The organism is Pseudoalteromonas sp. 3J6, from assembly GCF_903995135.1.
Lineage (GTDB): Bacteria > Pseudomonadota > Gammaproteobacteria > Enterobacterales > Alteromonadaceae > Pseudoalteromonas.
The window spans coordinates 2,182,902-2,208,555 of record NZ_LR877185.1 but is presented as its reverse complement, the minus strand read 5'-3'; the positions used below and the strand labels follow the sequence as shown (position 1 = coordinate 2,208,555).

At 37.7% G+C, this 25,654-nt stretch carries 15 protein-coding genes; 10 read left to right on the top strand and 5 right to left on the bottom strand.

Annotation, left to right across the window (positions count from 1 at the left end; genetic code table 11):
• Positions 1–73: 73 nt before the first annotated feature.
• Complete coding sequence (locus tag P3J6_RS09940; protein ID WP_138609254.1) at positions 74–1,300, bottom strand: NupC/NupG family nucleoside CNT transporter; 1,227 nt, start codon at positions 1,298–1,300, stop codon at positions 74–76.
• Positions 1,301–1,317: 17 nt separating this feature from the next.
• The gene (udk, locus tag P3J6_RS09935) at positions 1,318–1,947 is read right to left on the bottom strand and encodes a uridine kinase (protein WP_008110733.1); all 630 of its coding nucleotides are present in this window, start codon (positions 1,945–1,947) and stop codon (positions 1,318–1,320) included.
• Between the two features lie 192 nt (positions 1,948–2,139).
• Here udk and P3J6_RS09930 point away from each other — a divergent pair, with 192 nt between their 5' ends.
• The 5 genes from P3J6_RS09930 to P3J6_RS09910 all read left to right on the top strand — a co-directional run bounded on the left by P3J6_RS09930 (position 2,140) and on the right by P3J6_RS09910 (position 6,862).
• Entirely contained in the window at positions 2,140–3,357 is a 1,218-nt protein-coding gene (locus P3J6_RS09930; RefSeq protein ID WP_198522908.1) for a phosphopentomutase, read from the top strand.
• Positions 3,358–3,423: 66 nt separating this feature from the next.
• Positions 3,424–4,125 (top strand): purine-nucleoside phosphorylase, encoded by a 702-nt coding sequence (gene deoD / locus P3J6_RS09925; RefSeq protein WP_008110728.1) that lies wholly within the window; start codon positions 3,424–3,426, stop codon positions 4,123–4,125.
• An 871-nt stretch (positions 4,126–4,996) separates the two neighbouring features.
• Entirely contained in the window at positions 4,997–5,740 is a 744-nt protein-coding gene (locus P3J6_RS09920; RefSeq protein WP_198522907.1) for a ferredoxin--NADP reductase, read from the top strand.
• A 90-nt stretch (positions 5,741–5,830) separates the two neighbouring features.
• Positions 5,831–6,532: a nuclear transport factor 2 family protein gene (locus P3J6_RS09915; RefSeq protein WP_198522906.1), complete on the top strand. Its 702-nt coding sequence runs from the start codon at positions 5,831–5,833 to the stop codon at positions 6,530–6,532.
• 9 nt (positions 6,533–6,541) lie between these two features.
• Positions 6,542–6,862 carry a hypothetical protein gene (locus P3J6_RS09910; protein WP_008112665.1) on the top strand — a complete coding sequence of 107 codons (321 nt, stop codon included), beginning with the start codon at positions 6,542–6,544 and terminating at the stop codon, positions 6,860–6,862.
• On the opposite strand, the gene P3J6_RS09905 is transcribed toward P3J6_RS09910, so the two are convergent.
• A complete protein-coding gene (locus P3J6_RS09905) occupies positions 6,859–7,740 on the bottom strand; it encodes a tetratricopeptide repeat protein (protein WP_138606994.1) in 882 nt (293 codons plus the stop codon). The two genes, P3J6_RS09910 and P3J6_RS09905, sit on opposite strands and share 4 nt — an antisense overlap.
• A 637-nt stretch (positions 7,741–8,377) precedes the next feature.
• Between P3J6_RS09905 and katG the strand changes: the two genes are divergently transcribed.
• The gene (gene katG / locus P3J6_RS09900) at positions 8,378–10,558 is read left to right on the top strand and encodes a catalase/peroxidase HPI (protein WP_198522905.1); all 2,181 of its coding nucleotides are present in this window, start codon (positions 8,378–8,380) and stop codon (positions 10,556–10,558) included.
• A 495-nt stretch (positions 10,559–11,053) separates the two neighbouring features.
• Here katG and P3J6_RS09895 read toward each other — a convergent pair whose 3' ends face one another.
• Together P3J6_RS09895 and P3J6_RS09890 are read right to left on the bottom strand one after the other, a co-directional pair.
• On the bottom strand, positions 11,054–12,655 hold the full coding sequence (locus P3J6_RS09895; protein WP_076923146.1) for an ABC-F family ATPase: 1,602 nt from the start codon (positions 12,653–12,655) through the stop codon (positions 11,054–11,056).
• A gap of 143 nt (positions 12,656–12,798) precedes the next feature.
• Positions 12,799–13,530 (bottom strand): substrate-binding periplasmic protein, encoded by a 732-nt coding sequence (locus P3J6_RS09890; RefSeq protein ID WP_198522904.1) that lies wholly within the window; start codon positions 13,528–13,530, stop codon positions 12,799–12,801.
• A 455-nt stretch (positions 13,531–13,985) separates the two neighbouring features.
• Between P3J6_RS09890 and dptF the strand changes: the two genes are divergently transcribed.
• Genes dptF through P3J6_RS09865 form a run of 4 tightly spaced genes read left to right on the top strand, consistent with a single transcriptional unit; the run spans position 13,986 to position 25,650 of the window.
• Entirely contained in the window at positions 13,986–15,599 is a 1,614-nt protein-coding gene (gene dptF / locus P3J6_RS09885; RefSeq protein WP_198522903.1) for a DNA phosphorothioation-dependent restriction protein DptF, read from the top strand.
• Positions 15,599–16,921, top strand: coding sequence for a DNA phosphorothioation-dependent restriction protein DptG (gene dptG, locus P3J6_RS09880; RefSeq protein WP_198522902.1), 1,323 nt, complete (start codon positions 15,599–15,601; stop codon positions 16,919–16,921). The genes dptF and dptG overlap by 1 nt, the downstream gene beginning before the upstream one ends.
• On the top strand, positions 16,902–24,206 hold the full coding sequence (gene dptH / locus P3J6_RS18825; protein WP_232735484.1) for a DNA phosphorothioation-dependent restriction protein DptH: 7,305 nt from the start codon (positions 16,902–16,904) through the stop codon (positions 24,204–24,206). Before dptG ends, dptH begins: the two co-directional genes overlap by 20 nt.
• The gene (locus tag P3J6_RS09865; RefSeq protein WP_198522901.1) at positions 24,199–25,650 is read left to right on the top strand and encodes a HEPN domain-containing protein; all 1,452 of its coding nucleotides are present in this window, start codon (positions 24,199–24,201) and stop codon (positions 25,648–25,650) included. The genes dptH and P3J6_RS09865 overlap by 8 nt, the downstream gene beginning before the upstream one ends.
• The last annotated feature ends 4 nt before the right edge of the window (positions 25,651–25,654 follow it).

Below are 25,654 nucleotides of genomic sequence, written 5' to 3'. Positions count from 1 at the left end.
AGTCAGATAGTGCTTTAACCCCTTAAAGCGCTATCCTATTGTTTTGCAACAGATGGATCATCTCTTTAAGTTTCTAAGCTAGCGAGAGGAAAAACCCAGCAATTGCTGCGCTCATAAGGTTAGCCATAGATCCTGCTAACACTGCTCTGAGCCCTAAGCGTGCGATATCCTTTCGCCGACTAGGCGCCATACCGCCTAATCCACCTAGTAAAATGGCTATCGATGATAAGTTAGCAAATCCACACAATGCAAAAGTAACAATTGCTTGCGTGTGAGCACTTAACGTATCGCGATAATTTATAAAGTCTAAGTAAGCAACAAACTCGTTTACTACTATCTTTTGACCAATAAAGCTGCCGGCTATAATTGCTTCATCCCACGGTACACCGAGTAACCATGCAACAGGAGCAAATAAATAGCCTAATATTTCTTGAAGCGTCAATGTTGGGTAATCGAACCACCCACCAACGCCGCCTAATAAACCGTTTAGTAGAGCAATTAACGCCACGAAGGCAAGTAGCATTGCACCTACGTTAAGTGCTAGATGCATGCCGTTAGCTGCGCCTGATGCTGCTGCATCAATTACATTAACTGGTTTATCATCATCACTTAAATCTAAATCTGCTAAGTTATCTTTAGGAGTTTCTGTTTCTGGCACAATCATTTTTGCCATTAAAAAACCACCCGGCGCGGCCATAAAGCTTGCCGCAATTAAATACTTAAGGTCTACACCAATAATTACGTAACCGGCCATTACAGAGCCTGCTACAGTGGCTAAACCACCTACCATTACTGCAAACAATTCAGACTTAGTCATTGTTGCTATAAATGGCTTAACTATTAGCGGTGCTTCAGTTTGGCCCACAAAAATATTGGCCGTTGCTGAAAGCGATTCTGTACGCGAGGTTTTCAAAAGCTTTTGCAAACCACCGCCTAAAATTCTAATTATCCAATCCATAATGCCAAGGTGATATAAAACAGCTACAAGCGCTGAGAAAAACACAATAACCGGCAATACTTGAATTGCGAATATAAAACCAAGCGTATCTTGAGACGCTAGCGGACCAAATAAAAACCCAATACCGTCATTTGCATAACCAATAACCGATGAAACAGCTGCTGACATGCTTGTTAATACATTTTTGCCTGCTTCAAAAAACAGAACAAAACCGCCAATAACGACTTGCATAGCAAACGCTATACCAACGGTTCTTAAACTAATTGCTTTGCGGTTAGTTGAAGCCGCAAAGGCAATGCCTAGTAGCACCATCATGCCTACTAAGCTCATAAATGTTGTCATACAAACGTTTCCCGTTGTTATTCTTGTAAAATGTATTTTATTTTACTTTTTATAATATCAATCGCAACGCGATTCATACCGCCTCGAGTCACAACTAAATCAGCGTTATGCTTTGAAGGCTCAATAAATTGATAAAACATCGGTCTAACAGTTGCTTGATATTGCTCAACAACAGATTGTAATGTTCTGCCTCTTTGTTCCATGTCGCGCTGCATTCGGCGCATTAAACAAATATCTAGCGGTGTATCTATAAACACCTTAATATCAAATTCTTTATTAAGTGCTTTATCGCTCAGTAATAAAATACCTTCTACAATGAGTATTTTAGCCGAAGCCACACGGCGTGTTTTATCGCTGCGTGTATGTTGGGCATAATCATAAGTTGGTACTTCAACTGAGTGGCCATTACGAAGTTGTGTTAAATGCTCAAGCATTAATTCGTGTTCAAATGCATCAGGATGGTCGTAATTCGTTTGCGTACGATGTGCCATCGGCAAATGCGATTGATCCTTGTAATAAGCATCTTCTTCAATAATGGCGATAGCGCCTGGTTCAAGCTCATTCACCAATTCATTGTATATTGTTTGGCTAAATAGAGATTTGCCGGACGCCGATGCGCCTGCAATAGCTATAATAGTTCGTGTCACTAAAGTTCTCACCCACACAGAAGGATATATTGTTGGTAGATCACAATAGCAAAAAAGACACGATTAATCTCTTTTGCTTCGCTTAAGAGTGCAAATTTATAATGTTTAGGTTTTATGAAACAGGACTTATGTCCTGTACGGAAAAATCGAAGAGCGGATAAAGTAACCACCTAGAACAGATGTGAGGTCACAATGGCAAGAGCAATTATCTTAATGGCGGATAGTTTAGGAATTGGCGCAGCACCCGATGCAGATAAATTCGGTGATGTAGGTGCTAATACATTCGCACATTTACTCAAGGCATATTATGACGAAACTGGCAGCAAGCTTTCGCTTCCTAACCTTTCAAAATTAGGGTTAGTAGATGCATGTGAAGCCGCTGGTAAAGAACCCTGTTTAATTGCTGATCGCAATGAGCCACAAGGCGCGTGGGGTTATGCAAAAGAGCTTTCAAGCGGAAAAGACACGCCATCGGGACATTGGGAAATGGCTGGCGTGCCGGTGTTATTTGATTGGGGATATTTCCCAAAAACACAACCGAGTTTCCCACAAGAATTTGTAGACGAGTTTATTGCTCGTACAGGTATTCCGGGCATTTTAGGCAATTGCCATGCATCGGGAACCACCATTTTAGAGCAGCTAGGTGAAGAGCACGTAAAAACAGGTAAACCAATCTGTTACACCTCAGCTGACAGTGTGTTTCAAATAGCCGCGCATGAAGAATCATTCGGCCTAGAGAAGCTTTATCAAGTATGCGAAATCGCACGGGCGCTGCTTGATGAAATGAATATAGGACGAGTGATTGCGCGGCCATTTTTGGGTTCAAATAGTCAAGACTTTGCCAGAACCGGTAATCGTCGTGATTATTCAGTATTACCACCTTCGCCAACATTGCTTGATGTACTTGCAAAAGACGGTGGCGAAGTAATTAGTATTGGTAAAATTTCAGATATTTATGCGCACCAAGGCATTACCCAAAAGCATAAAGCACCAGGGTTAATGAACTTGCTAGAAAAAACCAGTGAAGTGATGGCAACTGCGCAGGATCACAGTTTGATTTTTACCAATTTAGTTGATTTTGATGAAAAGTTTGGCCATCGCAGAAATCCTGTTGGCTATGCTAAAGCGCTAAAAGAGTTTGATGATTACTTACCAACTATTTTAGATCAGCTAAAGCCAGATGATTTATTAATGATCACCGCCGATCATGGCTGTGACCCTACCTTTCCAGGGTCAGAGCACACTCGTGAGTATGTGCCAGTTATTGCTTATCAGCCAGGAATGAACAACACGCCACTGGGTGAGCGCAATAGCTTTGCTGATATCGGTCAAACACTTGCGCAATGGTTTAACCTAAAAGCGTTAGAGTATGGTGATGGCTTCGTCGATAAGCTAAATACAGTTAAGTAATTTAAAAATACGCTACTATATTTTTAAAGTAATAGGGCTTTTAGCCAAACAAAAGGAAAACAATCAATGAGTACTCCGCATATCAGTGCAAACGTAGGTGATTTTGCCGAAACAGTATTAATGCCAGGCGATCCGCTACGCGCACAATATATTGCTGAAAACTTTTTAGATGATGCAGTGCAAGTAACCGGCGTACGTAACATGTACGGCTTTACTGGAACTTACAAAGGTAAGCCAGTGAGCATTATGGGTTCTGGCATGGGCATTCCTTCAATGTCAATTTATGCTCGTGAGCTTATTGTTAGTTTTGGCGTTAAAAATATTATCCGTATTGGTACCTGTGGTGGTATTGGCAGCGATATTAAAATTCGCGACGTAATCTTTGCACAAGGTGCAAGCACTGATTCTAACGTGAACCGTGCCCGTGTTCGTGGTACTGACTTTGCAGCGATTGCTAACTTTGATTTACTTTTAAACGGCGTTAATGCGGCTAAAGATTTAGGCATTGATGCAAAAGTAGGTAATGTATTTACTACCGATACTTTCTATCAAGCTGATGACACTTTCTACAAAGACCTAGACAAACTAGGTGTACTTGCGGTTGATATGGAAACAGCTGGCCTATACGGCGTAGCAGCAGAGTACGGCGCAAAAGCAATGGCATTATTTACCGTAAGCGATCACGTGATCACCGGCGAAGCAACACCTGCCGATGAGCGTCAAACCACGTTCAACGAAATGGTAAAAATTGCATTAGAGTCAATTTAATCTTAAACAGTTCCTTGGTAACGTATTCACTAAGTTTTGGAGACACGCCCAAAGTGAAGTGAGACTAAACCCCCAAAGCCGCATTTTATGCGGCTTTTTTTATGCCTGAAATTTAGGTGCGAGCACCGGGCTAAGGGCTACGAGCTTTATGTTCCTAGGTTTTAGCACTAGCTCGCAGCTCGTCACTCGAAGCCCGTTGTTTTCTCATTTACTCTCATTCACTTCTCTGTGTTTAAACAAGAAATTAGACTTTAGATGTCAGATTAAAATGCGCGAGGTAAACTTCCGCCTACTGATCTGGTTACCTTCTAAATTTACTTTAGGCGGGGCTTTATGCCGTGCAAGGTCATTAATTAAAAAATATTTACCACCGAGAACACTGAGTTTACAGAGAAATGCTTAAAAAATACCAATCCACCTCTGTGTAGCGCAAAGCGCCTCGGAACCCTCTGTGGTGAAAAATTGTTTTTAGCAGTAAGTGCCTTTCGTAGCAGCGATTTTATATCGCGTCAGGTCTAGGATATTAAACACAAATGCGCGAGGTAAACTCCCGCCTACTGATATGGTTAACTTCTAAATTTACTGTAGGCGGAGCTTTATGCCGCGCAAGGTCATTATTCACAAAGAGGGCAAAGAGACGCTGCGCTGAAAGAGTAGATTAAAGATCTCAGGTTTTAGCACTAGCTCGTTGCTCGATACTCGAAACCCGTAGCCCGTAGCCCGTAGCCCGTAGCCCGTTGTGTTCCCATTTATTTCCCTGTCAGTATTTATAACTTAATGCTAATGTTTAAGTTATAAAGCTTGCCTTTAAAATGAACAATTTTAAAGTTTTAGCTGATAGCTAAAACACGTCTTAAACTCTGGAGTAACTATGTCTAATTGGATTGATGCGACAGTAAAGTCAGTCAAATGGTGGAATGAATCGTTATTTAGCATAACCGTTCACGCTGATGTAGAGCCGTTTAAAGCAGGGCAATTTACAAAGCTTTCTATTATGGACGGTGATAAACGTATAGCTCGCGCCTACTCTTATGTTAACGCCCCTCAAAGTCCTGATTTAGAGTTTTACCTCATTAACATGGTTGATGGTTTACTATCCTCTCATTTAGCCACTCTCAAACCAGGTGACACCGTATTAATAGAGCGCCGAGCAACTGGTTTTTTTACTCTAGATGAAGTGCCAGCAAGTGAGCAATTGTGGATGCTGAGTACAGGCACAGCAATTGGGCCATTTTTATCAATGCTACAGCAGAGCGAAGTATGGCAAAAATATCAACACATAAATTTAGTGCATGGGGTACGGAAAAATAGCGATTTAAGCTATCAGGAGCTTATTGGCAAACTAAAAAGATTATACACTAGTCAACTCAACTATATTCCGGTTGTTAGCCGTGAGGCGCCTTTACAGGGCTTAGCTGGTAGAATTACCACAGTGATTGAAAACAACGCTTTATATGAGCACGTTGGATTATGCGCCACACCAAATAACGCGCAATTTATGTTGTGTGGTAATCCGCAAATGGTTAAAGACACCACAGAATTATTATTGGCTCAAAACTATAAGCGTAATCGCCGAAAAGAGCCGGGGCATATCACTGTTGAGCAGTATTGGTAGTGAGTTATAACGTTATAATAACTATCTCAGAGGCCTAAAATTTGCTATGTTGCGCTTTAATTGCATTTAGTCTTTGTACTTAGGAAATCCATGAAATCTTTATTTATTATTTGTGCCTGTTTATTGGCCGCTTTCACGTTAAATAGTCATGCTATAGAGCAATCAACACAGCTGGACGAGACTAAACAAACACAGCAAAAAAACGCACAGCAGCAACAAGACGCGCTTGATACATTAAGCCAAGAGGCTAATACACCAAAAAAGCCGGTTGTTGAGAAAGTAAAAGCAGATGACTCTCAAGTACTGGGCAGTGAATCAACAAAGCCCGCACAGCAGCCTAATAGTAAAGCTGATAAAGCACAGGCTGTTGCGCAAGCTGAGCAAGCAGTCACACAAGCGAAAGAAGCACTCACAGCAAGGCAACAAGCCAAAGCAAAACAGTCGCGTGAGTCACTTGCTGTTGTTGAGCAATTAGTAAACGCTTACAATGCGCGTAACATTGAAGAATTTATTCGCATGTATGATGAAGATGTTGAGTTTTATATTTTCCCGAATGAGCTATTATTTAAAGGCAAAGAAAAACTAATAGCACGTTATGGCATTATGTTTAAAAAACTTAAGTGTCTGCGCTCATCACCAATTAAGCGTATTGTGCATGGTGACATTGTAATAGACCATGAGCTATCAGAAACCTGCTCAACGGATGCGAACGTTATAGATAAACGTTCAGAGCTTATTTCAAGTTATCAGATCAAAGATGGTAAAGTGGTTAGGGTTTTATTTTTTAGGTAATTATTAATTATGCAGCTAAGTGACGAGAAAAAAATTCGTGTAATGTATCGAGTAGAACCAGGCTGCTTAGGCCCTGATGGCGTAGACCACATTGAAGACTTTTGTCGCTTTGCGAACAAGCACATTAAATCGCCTTATTATGCGCAGTTATTATTTTTACCCCGATACGACAAGCAAAAAGATGAGCGTCAATATAGCGTTAAAAACCGGAACTTATCTCAGGTGCAGGCTAAAGCGTACTTAAATCATTTTGAAATTGACATAGAAGACTTTGAAGAGCAGCTCGACGAGCTGCTCTCTAAATCAATAGATTTATACTTTAAACGCTAGGCTTCATTTGAAACAATAGCATTAAAGCTTTCGTTATCATGTAGGCTGGCAAAAGCACTTTCGTGAAGTAGCTCGTTTCGCAAGTTAGGCGAGTACTCAAGCGACATTTTTATATCAGCTAGGGCATCTGCATGTTCATGGGTTAAAGCATATGCACAGGCTCTTTGCCAGTAGGCATAACCATAATCACTATCTATATCAATAGCTTGATTACAAAGCTCAATAGCTTGCTCAGTCTCATTTAGCTCTAATAACGCATCCGCTTTATAGGCAATGGCTTCTACATCTTCTGGTTTACGTTTTAAAATCTCATCGAATATTTCAATTTTATTAGCAATATCACTTTCTAGGTTGGCTCGCATCCATAACGAATGAACTTCGTTGGTGATCGATATACGTTCTTGGTTACTGAGTATTTCTTCAGAGCGAACTCGCAGTTTTTCTTCTAAAATTTTCAAGCGGTCTTCGTACTCGTCAGTAATCACACTAACTCGTGTATTTACTATATCTTCTACTTTATTTTTTACATCACGTAGTGAATTCCAGCCCACCAATACTAAAATAGAAGCGGTGGCGGTGATAATAAAAAATACATTGTTAATCGTGTCGGTTGTGTAAGTTAGCGCCCTATCAGCGGTATCTAACTGAGCATGAGTGACCTGTTTGGTTAAGTCTTCACGCAGTTTTTGTTGATCTTGGCGTACCGACTTTAATTCGTCGAGAATATAACGCTCAAGTAATGGCTTATACATTGGCTCTTTTAGCTGCGCTAATTCACGTTGCTGTTGCTCATCCAAGGTCGCGGTGTTTTTATCAGCAGCTTGCACTGCAGATGAAGCACCTATAAAAACAATAAATAGTAAAAAATAAAAACGCATTGATATGCCTAGTTAAAAAATTAATTAATCGCTTCGCTAACTTTAACATGCGCACATCATTGGTACTAGGGTGAGTATAGGGAAGATGGTATTAACTTGGGTGGCAGTAATTATAGGCAAAAAAAACCAGCCCAAGGTGGGCTGGAAAAAACTACATCAACATCTCAGGGAACAATAGGAGATAGGGCCTAGTGTATGTGTCACTACCTGAATTTTTACTTAACTAAATTCAAATAGTTAAAAATAGGGAAGAAATAAAGGTGCATAAATAATTTATACACCTTTTATAACTATAATTTCATGGCGAAGGGGGGTATTCCACTGTGCACTTAAGATAACCTAAGTCACTTTCAAACCCTTCAGCATACATTACGTGGCTATTTTTAATAACGATCATCTAATTTATAAAAAGTTTTAATATTCATTTGCTGGCAGCATCATCATATTTATAAATGATTGTAATCGTTTTAAAGCATCGCCTTGCTCTAGCGTATCAAAGCAGCTACACGTATATTGAATAAGTAGAGACCATACACGTCATTCATTTAATGACAATAAAATAACAGCGCTCCCAACTGGTGAATACCAAAAGCGGTAAGCATGGGCGTTTTTATTTATACTTAAAAAGGAGCTCAATATGGATAATCATAAAGCGGGTAAATGCCCAGTTATGCATGGCAGTAATACCACAACTGAAAACACCAATACAGATTGGTGGCCAAACTCACTGAATTTAGACATTCTTCATCAGCACGATAGTAAAACCAGCCCTTACGATAACGACTTTAATTATGCCGACGCTTTTAACTCATTGGATTTAGAGGCGCTTAAAACCGACCTAAAAAACTTAATGACCCAAAGCCAACCGTGGTGGCCAGCTGATTGGGGGCACTATGGTGGCCTGATGATCCGTATGGCATGGCATGCAGCGGGCTCGTATCGTTTAGCGGATGGCCGAGGCGGTGGCGGTACGGGTAATCAACGTTTTGCTCCACTTAACTCATGGCCTGATAATGCCAACCTCGACAAAGCTCGCCGTTTGCTGTGGCCAATTAAAAAGAAATACGGCAATAAGCTTTCATGGGCTGATCTGATGATTTTAGCCGGTAATATGGCGTATGAATCAATGGGACTTAAAACCTTTGGCTTTGCTGGCGGCCGTGAAGATATTTGGCATCCAGAAAAAGACGTTTACTGGGGTGCAGAAAAAGAATGGCTGGCCCCAAGTGATGAGCGATATACCCAGGTTGATAAACCCGATACCATGGAAAACCCATTAGCAGCAGTACAAATGGGCTTAATTTATGTAAACCCAGAAGGGGTTAATGGCAAGCCCGATCCGCTTAAAACCGCAGATCAAGTCCGCGAAACCTTCGCCCGCATGGCCATGAACGATGAAGAAACCGCAGCACTCACCGTTGGTGGCCACACTGTTGGTAAAACTCACGGTAATGGTAAAGAAGAAAACTTAGGCCCAGAGCCAGAAGCTGCCGACGTACACGAGCAAGGTCTAGGTTGGAATAACCATAAAACCCGTGGCATTGGCCGTGATACCATGACCTCAGGTATTGAGGGCGCATGGACAACCTACCCAACTAAATGGGATAACGGCTATTGTAAATTGTTGCTCAATTACGAATGGGAGCTAACAAAAAGCCCTGCCGGTGCTCATCAGTGGGAGCCGGTTAATATTAAAGAAGAAGATAAACCCGTTGATGTGGAAGACCCATCGATTCGTTTAAACCCAATAATGACCGATGCCGACATGGCAATGAAGCTCGATCCCGCATATCGTAAAATTATTGAGCGTTTTAATGACGATTTTGAGTACTTTACTGACGTATTTGCTCGCTCATGGTTTAAGTTAACCCACCGTGATTTAGGGCCAAAATCGCGCTATTTAGGTGCCGATGTACCAAGCGAAGATTTAATCTGGCAAGATCCAATTCCAACGGTTGATTACACCTTAAGCGACGCTGAAATAACCGACTTAAAAGCGAAGCTACTTAATTGTGGATTAAGTGAAACCGACTTAATTAATACCGCATGGGACAGCGCACGTACTTATAGAGGCTCCGATCACCGTGGTGGTGCTAATGGCGCCCGTATTCGCCTAGCTCCGCAAAATAACTGGCAAGGTAACGAGCCTGCGCGTTTAGCCAAGGTACTTAGCGCACTTGAAACACTACAATTGAGCTTAACTAAGCCTGTTAGTATGGCTGATTTAATTGTACTTGGCGGCACCGCTGCAGTAGAGCAAGCCGCTAAAAAGGCCGGGGTTGATGTAACCGTACCATTTGCCCCAGGGCGTGGCGATGCAACTGATGATATTACCGACGCAGAGTCATTCGAGCCATTAGAGCCAATTCATGATGGCTTTAGAAACTGGTTGAAAAAAGACTACGCTGTATCCGCCGAGGAGCTATTACTGGAGCGCAGCCAATTAATGGGCTTAACCGCACCAGAAATGAGCGTGTTACTAGCTGGTATGCGCGTACTGGGCACTAACTATGGCAATAGTGAGCATGGCGTATTTACCGACAACGTAGGCGTACTGAGTAACGACTTCTTTGTTAATTTAACTGACATGAACAACCGCTGGGAACCTGCAAGCAAAGGCGAGTACAACATAATTGACCGTGCAAGCGGTAAAACTAAATACACGGCTACGCGGGTTGATTTAGTGTTTGGTTCAAACTCAATTTTACGTGCATTAGCAGAGTTTTATGCTCAAGACGATAACAAAACCCGTTTTGTACACGACTTTATAAATGCATGGGTAAAAGTAATGAACGCCGATAGGTTTGATATTAAATAAATCTGAGTAGTATTTAAAAAGGAGCAGCAATGCTCCTTTTTTTATTATTTGAAAGTTACGAGCTGCGGGCAACGGGCAACGGGCTGCGAGGCGCGAGCTAGTGCTAAAATCTGAAACCTTTATCCTTTAACCTACTCTTTAAGCGCAGCGCCTCATAGCCCTCTTTGTGCATAATTCACTAAAAGCTATTTGAACACAGAGAAGCGAATGAGAGTAAATGAGAAGACAACGGACTTCGGGCTGCGAGACGCGGGTAAAATGCAGCGCCTCATAACCTTCAGTGGTAAATAAATCACTTAAAAATTATTTGCACAAAGAGCAAAGAATGAGTGCAAATGAGCAAAAAAACACAGCCTTTCTTTGCTTTTTTACTGTCAAATTACTAATTGCGTTCGGAGATGTGTATAAGAGAACCCCGAACCCCAGACACAAAAAAACGGCGCTTAAACAAGCACCGCTTTTAAAATGGTTTAGGCTATTTCTTTAACCTAGCTCTTAAGCTACTTTGTTTTCTTCGCAGCTTGCCAAGTATTCGTCAAATGTACCTTGAAAGTCAATCACTTGCTTGTCTTTAATATCAACAATACGCGTTGCTAGTGACGATACAAACTCACGGTCATGGCTTACAAAAATAAGTGTGCCTTTAAAGTCTTTTAGGGCATTGTTAAGCGCTTCAATGGCTTCCATATCCATGTGGTTTGTTGGTTCATCCATTATTAGTACGTTAACGTCTTGCATCATTAACTTACCGAATAACAAACGGTTTTTCTCACCACCTGAACAGTTACGCGCTTTTTTATTTGAATCGTCTGCGGTAAATAATAAACGCCCTAACATGCCACGAACCATTAAATCGTTGTGTTTAGCTGTGCGCCACTGCGACATCCAATCAAATAAAGTTAAGTCGTTATCAAAGTCTTTGCTGCTGTCTTGTGGGCAGTAACCAAAGGTCGCGTTTTCTGACCATTTAACTTCACCGTGTAAACTTTCAAGCTCGTTAACTAAACAACGTAAAAAGGTGGTTTTACCCACACCGTTTTCGCCGATAACCGCAAGCTTCGCACCCGCTTCAAGCAATAAGTCGCCGCCGGTAAATAACGTTTCACCGTCAAACCCATGGCCAAGTTTGGTTAGCTCAAGCGCTTGGCGATACATTTTTTTGCCTTCGTCAAAGCTCAGTGACGGGCTCATACGGCTTGATGCTTTAACTTCATCAAGCTTAATTTTGTCCATTTTTTTAGCGCGCGAGCTGGCTTGTTTTGCTTTAGAGGCATTAGCACCAAAACGGTTAACAAAGTCTTGCAGCTCGTCTATTTCAGCGCTTTTTTTCGCGTTTTCAGCTAATAACTGTTCGCGTTGCAAGCCCGAGGCTTCAAGGTACTTTTCGTAATTACCTGGGTAAATACGCAGCTCGCCGTAATCAATATCGGCCATGTGCGTACATACCGAGTTTAAAAAGTGACGGTCATGGGAAATAATAATCATGGTACATTTACGTTGGTTAAGCTCATTCGCAAGCCACGTAATAGTATGAATGTCCAAGTTATTGGTTGGCTCATCTAGTAGCAAAATGTCAGGATTAGCAAATAGTGCCTGTGCTAACAGCACACGCAATTTCCAACCAGGGGCTACGTTCGCCATTAAACCATAATGAAATTCTTTATCGATACCTGCATCAAGTAGTATTTCTTCTGCGCGGCTTTCTGCGGTGTAACCGTCCATTTCAGCAAAGATGCTTTCAAGCTCGGCCACTTTCATGCCGTCTTCTTCGCTCATTTCAGGCAACGAGTAGATACGGTCGCGCTCTTGTTTTACTTTCCAAAGCTCAACGTCGCCCATAATTACCGCATCAACTACGCTGTATTGTTCAAACGCAAATTGATCTTGGCTTAGGTTACCTAATTTTAGCCCTGGCGTAATAGACACATTACCTGCACTAGGCGTAAGCGCACCGCTTAAAATTTTCATAAATGTCGACTTGCCGCAGCCGTTAGCGCCAATTAAACCGTAACGGTTACCGTTACCAAATTTAGCTGAAATGTTTTCAAACAACGGCTCTGCGCCAAACTGCATCGTAATATTTGCGGTGGAGATCAAAAAAAGTAATCCTAGAAAATTAATGGCAGGGTTAAGCTGCAGCAAGGTGCCGCATAAATAAACAAGCGATAGAGTAAATAATAGGCCGCGGATTATACAGATCCACGCCCAAAGATGAAAGGTAAAAGAATAAAGCTTAAAAGCTATAACCGCTGATAAATAGCGTGTATGTTACTTTTATTTTGCTTAATTAACTCATTTATAGTTTGTAACTCGACTTGGTTAATGGTTTTTTTACTCAACATTAAATGAATCGAACTCTTATTAATGGCCGCCATATTAGGAACAGGCTTAACGCTTGGATGTTGGTTTATAAAATATTGTGCAGCTACTTCGTCTTCTATTGCATAATCAACCCTGTTTTTACTAAGCATAGCAAAGCGTTTGTCGGCTGTGGGCATCATAATAACGTGAGCAGGATGATTTTGTTTAAACTGCGCAAATGCAGCGCCATAATAACTACCGCGACCAATAGCGAGCGTTAAATCTCTATAAAAAATATCGCTTAGGTTATTTATATCAGGAGAGTCGCTATATTTATAAAGGCGCATTATTTCATCGCGATAAGTATCGCTAAAATAGGCATAACTTTGTCTATCAGGGGTTATGCTGGCTGCAAAAACAATATCAATACGGCCTTCTTTTAACTCTTCAAAAGCACGAGCAGAAGTAGGCAGCAACATAAACTTTAAACAAAAAGGTGAGCTGTTAAAAATCGTATTTACCACATCAATTTCAACGCCGGTTAAATTGTTATTAACTGCCACCACATAAGGCGGCCAGTTGCGTTCATTAGTGCCTACTTTAAGTGTTTTGGCACAGGCTAATACGCTACAGCTACAGATTAGTAATACAACAAAAGCGATTCTTAGCATTTTATTACTCTAAAAAATTACAACACTTTAGTATAAACCAAGTTTTAAATATAAACAGGGTTAGGTAGTTGTTATTAAAAGGCCAGCAGCTAAAGCGATTGCATGTAATGTAACCTTTAAAACGCTTGGTAAGCTTATAACGGCTTGAATAAGCGTTTATTCAAGCCGTTACACTGCAGGGGAAATAACAGCCATGTTTTATATAAATTTAATACTTTCAAAGATGTAGAAAATTAGGTAAAAGTGTAAATAACATTGGTTTATAGCAGTTAAACAGTGCTTTTTTGTAATGAAAACATACTACTTAGGGCGTAATATTGCTCTTATCTCTGTATTTATTAATTATGATCCTGTAGATTAGTTATAAATGAATGCTAGATTAATAGCTCGCGCTGTTAATAAATAAACCAAGGAGCGGTTTTATTAAACCGCACTACGTTGGATAAAGGTCAATTATGCGGTTAAAAGAAGCCCTCAGCGTTTTATCAAAGTCATCTCCTTATTCAGTATCAACAATTCGCCAAGGTGAGCAGCCAGATGAATATAAATACAAGGAATACCTATACATAGAGCCTGAAATAGCAATTGATTTCGAGTGTAAACTGAAAGAGGCCTCAACTAATAGTATCTTATTCTTATGTGGTAGTAGTGGTGATGGTAAATCAGAGGTATTGACACGCCTTTGCAATAAACCAGAGTTTCAAAATGTTTTATTTCATCTAGATGCTACTCATGGAAAAACTCAACATGGCACCGCTGTGGATAGCCTAGATGAACTTTTTGAAGAACAGAAGAAACAACAGCATAAACTTGCTGTTGGTATTAATATTGGTATGTTTCAGAAGTTTATTAAGTTTGGTTCTGAAAAGCATAGCGACATTAAAGCGCTATTTTCTGGATTTCTAGAAAACAGACACGAAAAAGGATACCAAATAGAAAATGCATATTTTTATGATTTCGAAAGTTATCCGAGGTTAGATTTTACAAAGGGGAGAGTAGAGTCGGAGTTTGTTGCTAGGTTTTTACAAGCTTTAACGAGTGAAAGTGATGAAAATCCATTTCATAGTCTTTACTGCTATGAAAAAAAAATAGAGAGCCAATTAGCATTTAATTTTCAATTGCTGAGAGAAAAGGATTTTCAAAATGCTCTGATCTATCTTTTCGGAGTAATTAGATTTTATAACGAACAGTTTTTAGTTCCTAGACTCTTCGTTGATTTTATCTATCAATTATTAACAACAGAAAACAAACAAGGACTAATTGGTAATCTGTTTACACGTTTAGATAATCAAATTTCTGAAAAAATAGTTTTACATGATCCTCTTTCGAAAAGTAATGAAGTCCTAGACTCATTTTTTTTGGAGTCTGTAACAGGCTCCCTGCCCCATGAAACAGAAAAAAGCATAAATTACTTAATTGAACTAGCAGGTTGTGAATTAGATAATGTAAATGTTGCTCGGCTTTCATGGATAATGAATAAAGAAATTAAGCAAGAGTTCCCTAATAGTAAGTTAGTCAATTTATTCCCAGAACAGATCTTCATTAGTTATTTAGAATTATATCAAAGGCTTTCTAAAAACAAATTTGATCATAGCGATGAAGATTACCTAGTTGAGCTGTTTGAAAAAAATATTTTAGAAAGCATTTTGAATTATATTAATAGAAAAGTACCTGCAGAATTAAGTGGCTTTGTAGTAAGCAGAGAGTTAGATGACTTTGTGGTATGTAATAAATTAGAAGTTGAGTTAGATCTTGAATATTTAGAAGAAAAGATATTCTTTAGTCCCTGTCTATTAGAAATAAAATTTATTGTAAACCAGGACGCAGAGCTTTATTTAAATCTTGATATTAAAGTTTTTAAACTTATACACAATATTAAAAATGGTTATCTTCCAAATCGTAGTTTACATAACGAATTTACAAAATTAGATGAATTTATCAGAGAGCTTATAAACGCGACATCAAAAACAAAAGAAATACGTGTTTTTGACAAACAAGGCACCGATAACTTAATCGCAGAGGCAAAAAAAGGTAGAAGAGGCTATACCGTTTCAGGGAGTATATTTTAATGGATAAATTGAAAGCATCAATTCAGCAGTTTGAGGTTGAAAATTTCAAGTATACAAATAATGCAATCAGATACTTACCTATTGGGCCGGATACACCACAAAGCCAAGGCCTTGATTGGCTTTTAGTATACAAGAATATTTATCAAAATTTATTTGGCTTAGCGTGTAAACATAGAAATAGGGATGAGCTTTATACCCGAGTTTTAGAAGATATAAAAAGTAAGCGAAACACAAAAGATTTACATGACTTGATCAAAACAGTTTATATAAAAAATATTACTAAATCAAAAATTTCACCTTATGAAAATCTAGTATATGAGTCCCCGAGAGCTTTAGCTAGAACCAAAACTATGGTTGATGTTTTCAACACAATGCTTAGTGGTTTCGAGGCTGTAGACATAGATTTCGATGGGAGTAATTTTTTAGAAGAAATAATCAACCTAAGTACCAGAGAGCAATGTGTTGAATATTACAGTGAGACCTCGAATGCTTCGTACTTACCTTTTTTAGCAAATAAGCTTAAACAGGATTTTACATTCTTAAGTGCCCACCCTGATTATTTAAATGAAAATTTTGAGGCTGTTATTGAAGTTTATGCTTTTTTATATTTAGTTCAACTTTCTCTACACCTTCACTTACCCAATGCAAGATTCTCTGAACCTTCAAGCCAGGAAGTTTACTTTATTTTGGAAGGCGAAAAAGCAAGTAAAGAACGTTATCTTGCTTACTCCAAAGGCTTTAAAAGAATTTTAGATAAAAAGCATGGCATAGCTTTAGATGTTTTTCCTCACTTAGGGTATTTAGAATTAATTTCCAGTTCGCCACTTTGGTTATTAAACCAAGTTTCACATGATTCGAGCCATATAAATGATATTAACCATCTAAATAAGCTTATTTGCGATAAATTTGATATTACCTTTACAGGAGAAAAGCCAACATTCCAAGAAGCTATAAATGATGGCTTGTCGTACCATAAACAACTTTTTTTAATGACTAGTAAAACGTCTACCCGTATTGGTGCAAACGAGAAAATTAGAGACGCTTTCGCAGATAATTTTGCAAAAAATTTCCGTGTAAACAAAGGTCGTGCAGGCGGCTGGTATTTTCAACTAAATACAAAAACAGTTCTCATTTTAACCAATCTCATTATAGGCAGCAAAGAAAAATTATTAATTGATGAAGTCGTTGAAGGGTTCAACCAAAGAGGTATTTATTTTGATTTGAAGTCAAAGCAAGCGCTTTTGGCAATTTACGAGAATATTGGCAACGTCATTAAGTTAAGTGATAGCGGGGATGCAGTATATGTCACAAATACCATTTGAATCTTTTTTAATTAACTCTCTTATCGAGCAAATTAAGGCTAAAAAATTAAGCTCAACAAAATTTCACTATATCTGTTCTGACCCAGATAAAGCTAAAAAGCTTTTTTATGCACGAACCTTAGTCCCGAACACAATATCAAGTACAATTCTGATAGATGGTGTAGCTATTCCATATATTGAGACTGTTTGGGGCTCGAGGTTAGTAATAATGCTGCATGATAGTGCCACAAAAGAAAAAGAAACATTTAGTGAAGATTTTATTGCAAATGTAAGAGACGCAATTAATGACTTAGAAAATACAAGTTTATTTGTTATCCATAATAGTGCGCTTGAAACAATACTCACAAGTTGCCAAGATTTAAGTGCTGTAGGGCAGGTCCTTACAGCAGAATTTGTCAGTGGAAAACTCGATTATTTAGCAAAAAAGCATTCGCATAAAGAGATTGTAGAGGCTATATGCGATAAGCAAAGGCAAGACGTTGAGGAACAGAACTTAAGTATTTTCGGTTATGAAGCTTTATACAACTCTATTATTAATAATGAGTTAAAGTTTGAGCAGCATGGTTTGTTTGATGATAAGCGATTGCTAGATTTTAATGATAAAAGAGCTATCAAGAACGATATAAAAAAAAATAGCAACTTATATAATGCGATCAGCAGCTTAAAACATGATTACTCTGAGAGTAAAGAAGAATTAAATACTGAACTTGAAAAGCTTGGGTTTGGTGAAAAATTTATAAAAGATAACTTGATCGATAGCGATAAGTGGAAAAGCCTCAAATACAGCGATGTTGAAAATGAAATAGAAGCAAATAAAACACGCAAGTTAATTTATGAACAGCTTGAAGTAAATGGTAAAAAGCATCCTTTTGTAAAGCCGCATGATGCGAAGAAAAAAAGAAATAGTGTCCTAATTGAGGCAATGCCAGGAGCATTGGAAATCAAATTTAGATTCTCTAAAGGAGATACTTTACTAAAAAAAGATGAAATAACTATTGTTGGTGATTACTCTTTAAAAGACTTTGCCGACCCTCAAGTTGGCAACTATGAGAAAAATAGCGTAATCACCGCTAAATGTAATTATGACGGCACACCTAAGCTGTTTCAATTAAAATTGAACAGAAATAGTAGCGCTGAAAAAATTCAGTTTAATTTTGTCTTAATACCTCATAATTCATTTCATTTAGTTAATGTATGGGAAAAGCTTAAGGTTGAATTTAAGCGGAATAAAGGACAACTGAACTTTGATAATGTTACTGATGACTTAGTATTTAATGATCAAATCAATCAATCAGTTTCTATAACAGAGCCTGAATCGTTGATAGACTTAGCAATAAATGGAAGGGTGAATTTTTTATCTTTATTGCAACAAGAGGCAGCATTAACAGCAAGACTTAAGTTTAAAGACAATGAGTTACCAATTAGTGTTTTCGGTAAAGCTAATCTCGAATCAATTAAATTACCTAGCATTTTAGATGAAAGTAGGGCTCATAACATCTTGAGCTTGGAAGGAATCGCACAGTATAAGTCTAAGTGTGTAGTATATGCAGGTAAAGAAAAAGAGCTTTCAGTCGGCGCTCGACAGCTTTGTATGATTGAATCTGACTTTGCGGATAAAGAGCTGCTTTATTTGAATGAAGATACAGGGGAACAATTTACTGTAAATGAAATTAGGCAAATTGACATTACGTTAGCTAATCATTATCGCGAATTATATCTTTGGCTGAAACAAAACAAAACAATCATTTCACTTACAAGCTGGCCTGTTGAGTTACAGAATTTAGTGTCTAAATTATTAGAACAATTTAATAATCTGCTTAACTCTTTACCTAATAGTTCACTCTCAACAGAGCATAAAAAATTAGTACAAATCGGTATGTACCATGGTGCATTTGACAAGGACGATAATCCTAATGACTGGCTTACACCTTTTCATCCTATTGTGTTAAGTTATATGCTGCATTTAGTGAAATTACTAGAAGGAACAGATACTTCAATCTCTAGTTTGCCAAAAGTTACACTTGATAAGCTTAATCCTGCAGGTTTACTCCCTATCGTCTATGACCGTGAGTTTGATTATGCATTCAGTAAACCCGCCACTCATAATCGTTTTTGGCTACAAATAGCACCTCAACAACAAAGTAATCAGAGTTATGTAGCTAAGTTAGTACAAGAGAAATTACAAGACTTTACTAGTTGCTTTAGTATGCTTTTTGAACGTAATAGTGATACTTCATTGCTAATCAATTCAATTCATAACCAAAGAAATGAATATGTTTTTGCTGGAGTTGTTGATTATTTCCGGAAAAAGAAATTAGTCGCTCTCAACGTACATATCACTATGTACGATGACAGGCTCCATAATTCACTTTTTGATCAGTTCTCAGAATCTAAAGACATAGACACTCAACGTGAGTTAGTGCGTAAAACAGATAAAGAAAAAGTTGATGAAACAGACGCATTAATTAGCCTTATAAAAAATAAGCTCACTTACAGCAAAAAAACAGCTGAGAAAAAATACGACTATGCACATATTTCTTTTTTCAAAAATAACGAGAAAGTTAAGTTAGTTGATAAGTTAGCGATTAATTCTAAGACTGGAGTGAGTTGTACAGGCTTAATTACTGGTGAAGCTTCATATTTAGAAAATGACAATTACTACACAGGTTTTGGTTTAAAAGGCCTAGAAAGCTTTAGCTTACCAGTGGAATTTGCAGCTAAATTTAACAGTTTGTTTAAGCCATTACGCGATGATACGGCAAGTTATAATCCCGGAGTAGTACCTGCATTAGCAGTTAAAGATACGTTCAAAAAATCATTGAGATCTTCATATAATTCGAGCATTTGGACTTGTGTTATAGATCCAAAAGTAACATTAGAATTTTTTGACGAAAAAAATACGTTACTTGTTCATTATTCTGACAAATACACAAGTTCAACAGCATACGATGCAATTACTATTTCTTCGAGAATAGATTTGTATCGAGGGTTATTAAAAGAAGAGTCGAGTGAATTAGTTAGTTCATTTAACGCAATTAGTGGCCAGTGGTTATTGGATGTCGTTAAGGCCGCTGGAAAGCCACAAACTACAGGTATTCAAAATGATCTGAAAGAAAAACAAGGTATTGTTGCTGCCTACAAATTTATAGCCGGGCTTTTGTTAGAAAGTGATATTACATGGGTACCACTTTCAATTGCTGAACTTATTAGGGTTACTGGTAATTTAGGCCTGAAAATTTCAGAATCTGATTTTGCTGCGCGCCTACAAAATAAGAAGCTTAAAGTTATGAGTGATGACCTTTTATTTGTAGGTTTTAAAAATCATCAAATATATTTACTACCACTTGAGGTGAAAACCCGTGAAAAAGGAAATGATTTTACCAAAGCAATTAAACAGGCAATTGAATTAAAAAACTTCATGTACGGTTTGCTAGCTGAGCAGACTTTTAAAGGAAGGGTCTACCGTTCTTTGTTTATGCAGCACGTATTAACACAAGTAGAACGTTATGAGTTATATAAACTTTTTCCAAGAGGCTATTTTTCAAATTTATTAGCAGAGAAAGAGTTTTATCAGCAAGGTATGTATAGGTTATGTGATGTTGAAAACTATGTTAGTGGCTTTGCCATTGCTTTTAAAAATGACCTTAAAACAGCTAGAACAAACCCTAAAGTAGACTCCGCTAGTAATATGCTTACAGCGGAAATTTCTTTTGGTTGGATGCGTTATTTCCAAAGCAACCAGATCAGCCAAATAAGTGACGATCTCCGATCAAAGCAAGAGTTTCCTGAGTTAAAAGGTTTTATTCTCAAAGTAACTACAGACAAACAGTACATCCCTTCTGAAAAAATTAATGAAGATGATATCAAGGAAGTTCAAGCCATTACTGCTGGCGATATTAGCTTAAAAGAAGTGGATGAAGAAGTCCAGTTAGAAAGTGAACCATGCCATGTAGAATTTGAGTACCCTGATGAGTTTGAAAAGTTAATAGAAAATTTATTAATTAGTCTAAAGCGTAATATTTCAGCAGAGGATATTTTTGCTTTAACTGAAGGTGACTTAGCAGAACTTATGGATAATAGTGAAAGTTATCTTTTACCTTTCTTTAGATTAAAAGAGTTTTTGAATGATTCAGTCCAAAATATTAGTGCCAGAAACGAAAACAATGGATTATTACTTAAAGATATTTTAGTTGAACAGGACTATAAAGCCTTATCTAATCTAATATTGCGATCAATATCTCTAGATATTACCGTTGATGAAGTTATCGCATTAAAAGATCATCAAATGTTGGCGTTAAATGGCTTTGGCAATGGCAAACTTGAAAAATTTAATGAGTTTAAGCAAGCGCTTTTATCTGGCGAATACTCTGTTTCTTCAGATAGCGAATCTGTTATCGTATCTGATAACTATGATATTGAGTTGGGTGAATTAGAAACTGAGTTATCAAAAAGCTTAGAAAGTTACCTTAATGTAGCGAAAGATAGAGACAAGCAAGTATTAACTCGTCGTTTAGGTATCAATAGAGAAAGTGAAACATTAGAAGAGATCGGTAAAGATTTTGACGTTACTAGAGAGCGTATAAGGCAAATTGAGAAAAAAGCGAAACAAACTTTTCTTTCTCAGCTAACAGTCTCTCAAAGAGTTATAAAAGCAGTTGTCAAAGCTAACTTAAGTGAATTACGAGAGCCACTTTTCCCTGCATTGAGAACAACATTTAGTAACTTAAAGCAGTTTTATATGTTTCTAGAGCTTTGTTGTGGGCTTGAGGAGAATGAAATTCGGTTGATCATCAATCCTTCATTATCACGAGAGCTTTTTAATGAGTTCTGGTTGATAAATAAATCGCCTGCACCGCTAGAAGACTTAACTTGGCATTTGCATGAAACGGCAGATATAGATGTTGCGGTAGCTGAAAACCAAATTCTTAGATGGCAAGAATCTGGTTACTTAGAGTTAGTAGATGAGTACGTGAAACCGTTAAAACTACCAAAAGTTGAGACTATAGCTAATACGCTGCTCGATTTTCCAAATGGTGTTGCATGGCAGTTACTACAAACAAAGGCTGCGGATAAAAAGATATGCTCTAATGATATGTTGATTGATAGGCCAGAGCCCGGTATTGGAGCTGCTTGCGACCGAGAATTAATCTATCAAAGTGGTCGTGGTACTTATAGACATTTATCTTATTTAGAAATAAGTGATCATGATATTCAATATATTTTAAATACTGTTAAATCAAAACTGCAAGAATATAGCTACACAAAGAGAGATTCAGTTAATTTATCTGTAGATATTTGTGATAACGCTCGCTTTGTACAAGACTACTTTGTAATACGCTATGTTGTTAGAACCTTTGGGGAAACCGTTGGTATATACTTTAATGGTAAATCAGGCGCTGATACTGTTAGTTTAAATAGTGAATTCAGTTTGGCGTCTCAAAGAACCGTTTTAGCAAGTGTATTTGAAGAAAGTTTAATCCCCCTTACTAAACATGACGTCGCGAGTCGAATACGAAGCAACTCTCTGGGTCATGCCGCATTTTATATGGATTTATTATTAACTGAAGGAACTATTGTACGTGTGGATGACACGAGCTTTGCTCATGTAAAAAATGCATTTAGTAATTATGATGTTGCAGAAATCATGGAGCATGCAAGCGCTTTTATTGCTCACGAAAAAAATATTATTGAAGGTGAATGCATCCAAACTTATTTAAACCGTAAGTTAGACTTACAGCTTAATAAATATTTTTATATTTCTCTTTTGAAAGTTCACGCCAGCGCCTATGGCTTAACACTTTATTTTGTACAAAATTTAATTTCAAAAGTTGAATTACAAGAAAAAGGACTAGCCGACTTTTGTCGTCAAGCTCTTCAAGTGACTAGTTCAAATAAAGAAGCGGTTGAATGGGTCAAAGCACACGTTACTGTATATGAGCACGTCGTTAAACGTATACTAAGCCAGGTAACTAATTCAACACAAAAGCAAGAGTTTCTTGTGCCCGAAGCTAGTAAAATAATGGCTGCAATAGAGCCTCAAGAGGATTTAATTTCATCTAAGAGTAAAGAAAAGATAGAATCGCAAAAAGACGTCAGCCCCCTAAAGGAAGTTAACTCGTCAAAAGTTCAAATCGATGAGTTACCTCAGCAAAAAGAAAATTTATCGGTCTTAGTTGGTCATGAAAAGCAAACAGGAGTCCCTGTTTACTGGGAGCCTACCAATACCGCTAAATTCATGAATACCAACTCAGGTATTATCGGCACTATGGGCACGGGTAAAACCCAGTGTACTAAGTCGGTAGTGACTCAGCTTTATCGTAATCAACATAATAATGTAGATGGTAAGCCAATTGGCGTTCTTATTTTCGATTATAAGTCGGATTATGTGGATGATAAGTTTATAAATGCGACTAACGCTAAAAAGTATAAGTTGTTCAAGCTTCCATATAATCCTTTGAGTTTATTTGGTGATACACCTATGCTGCCAATTCATACTGCGGCAGGTTTCTCACAAACAATGTCTAAAGCATATGGCCTAGGGCCTAAGCAGCAACTCAAACTAGAAAATATTATTCTGGAAGCTTATGACTTAGCAGGTATTCGTCCTGAAAACCCAAGTACATGGTCGAAACCAGCTCCAACTATTGAAGATATTTGGCAGTTATTTTTAAACCAAGAAAAAGTGGAAGAAGATTCACTTTATGCAGCATTATCTAAGCTAGCTCGCTTCAAAATTTTTGAAGATCAGCCTGAACAAATGACTAGTCTCTATGAGCTTATTGACGGTATAACCGTGATTGAACTAGCTGGTTATCCTAGTGAAATCCAAAACCTCATTGTGGCGCTTACTCTTGATTTGTTTTATTCGCAAATGCAAAAGCAAGGTAAGCCAGAAGTACAAGGTGACTTTAGGCAAGTTACTAAGCTAGTACTGGTTGATGAAGCCGATAACTTTATGTCGCAAAACTTCCCAAGTCTTCGCAAAATATTAAAAGAAGGCCGTGAATACGGCGTGGGCGTTATTTTATCAACCCAAGACATTACCCATTTCAAAACCAGTGAAAACGACTATTCAGCTTATGTCCTAAGCTGGATTGTGCATCGCGTTGCGCAAATAAAAACCCAAGATATTAAAGGAATCTTCAACAAAGATGATAAATCAGAACAAGAACTCCTGATGAAAAATATCCGCGAACTTGAAAAACACACCAGTCTTTATATCGATGGTGAAAAACAGATTAAACGCATTAAAGATAAAGCGTTTTGGGAATTATTGAATGAATAAATTAAAAAGTTTTTCTATTGAATATCTTATTATTATTGATAATACAGATAGTAGCTCTGGCCTATTTAACTTCCTTAAGTCAACAGAGAGATTTAAAGAGTTCATAACAGATAAGACGCCACTGAGTTTCATTAAAAGTAACATTAGTTTCAATAATCAAAAGTACAAATACTCTTTAAAGAGTGGAATTGTAAGTGATAAACATCAAAGGTATTTTTACTTATCAGTTTCTTCGCTTGAAGAGAATTTAGAAAGCTTTAGAGAAGTTTTGAAGATGATACGTAGCGCATGTAAAACAGAAAGATTCACGGTCGAAACTTTATTAAACGATTTAGCCCATAATAACTCGTGCTTAGCTTATTCAAAGATACACGAAATTGAAAATTTAATGAGAAGGTTGATAACTTTTTTTATGATAACCAAGGTGGGTAAAGATTGGGTTAATAATAACTCACCAGAAGTAGTTAAAAAAAATACTAGTAGAGATAGAAAAAATAATGGAAAAGAATATGCATCTGAATTACACAAAGTAGATTTTAATCATTTGGCGGATGCGCTTTTTGTACCTTATCAAGAACTAAATAATAGCAACTTACATAAAGTGATTAGAGCTTATAAAAGTCATAATGATGTCGATTTGGAAAAATTAAAGCAATACGTACCTATCTCAAATTGGGACAAATTTTTTAAAGGTTCTGTTGATACGGAGGCTTCATATCTAGAAGCTCGCTGGAAGAAGCTAACAGAACTCAGGAATAGAGTCGCACATTCTGCAGATGTCACAGAGGAGGAGTGTGACGAAGTAGATGAAATTGTTGATGAGCTTAAACCTATTTTAAATGATGCTTTTGAAAAATCGATAAAAGTAGAAATTGATAGTACTGATAGGGAAAGGATTATATCAAATTTAGATACAAGAGTAGGGGAGCTATTCAGGCAAATTGATGAGTTCGAATCTTACATCAATAATGAGTTCGCTATTCCAGGCTCCCAATCTTTTGATAGTTTCATGACAGTACTTGAGCAAAACGCGAGTATAAATTCAAACACTTTAAATAAGTTTAAAAATCTATTGAAACTTAAAGATAAAATAACTGCTGAAGTATCTCCATCCGACGAAAATATCAATGAATTAGAAAGTCGAGTCTTAGATTTAAAAGAACAAATTTCAGGTACATGGAACCAAGAGGTTTACAAAATAGTAGATACGCTTGGTGGAAGAGCAACTTTGCAGGATATCTACGAAAAAATACAGAGTTCATCATCAAGGAAGTGTTTTGGCTCTTGGAAAACAAGTGTTAGGAGAGCAATTTACAGTAACTCATCTGATGCAGACCTTTTTACAGGTAAATTTAATATTTATAAGAAAGTTAACAAAGGTACTTGGGAAATTCGAAGTAACTTAGATTCAGAATTATTAAGAAACTTTTTGGAATCCAACTAATACA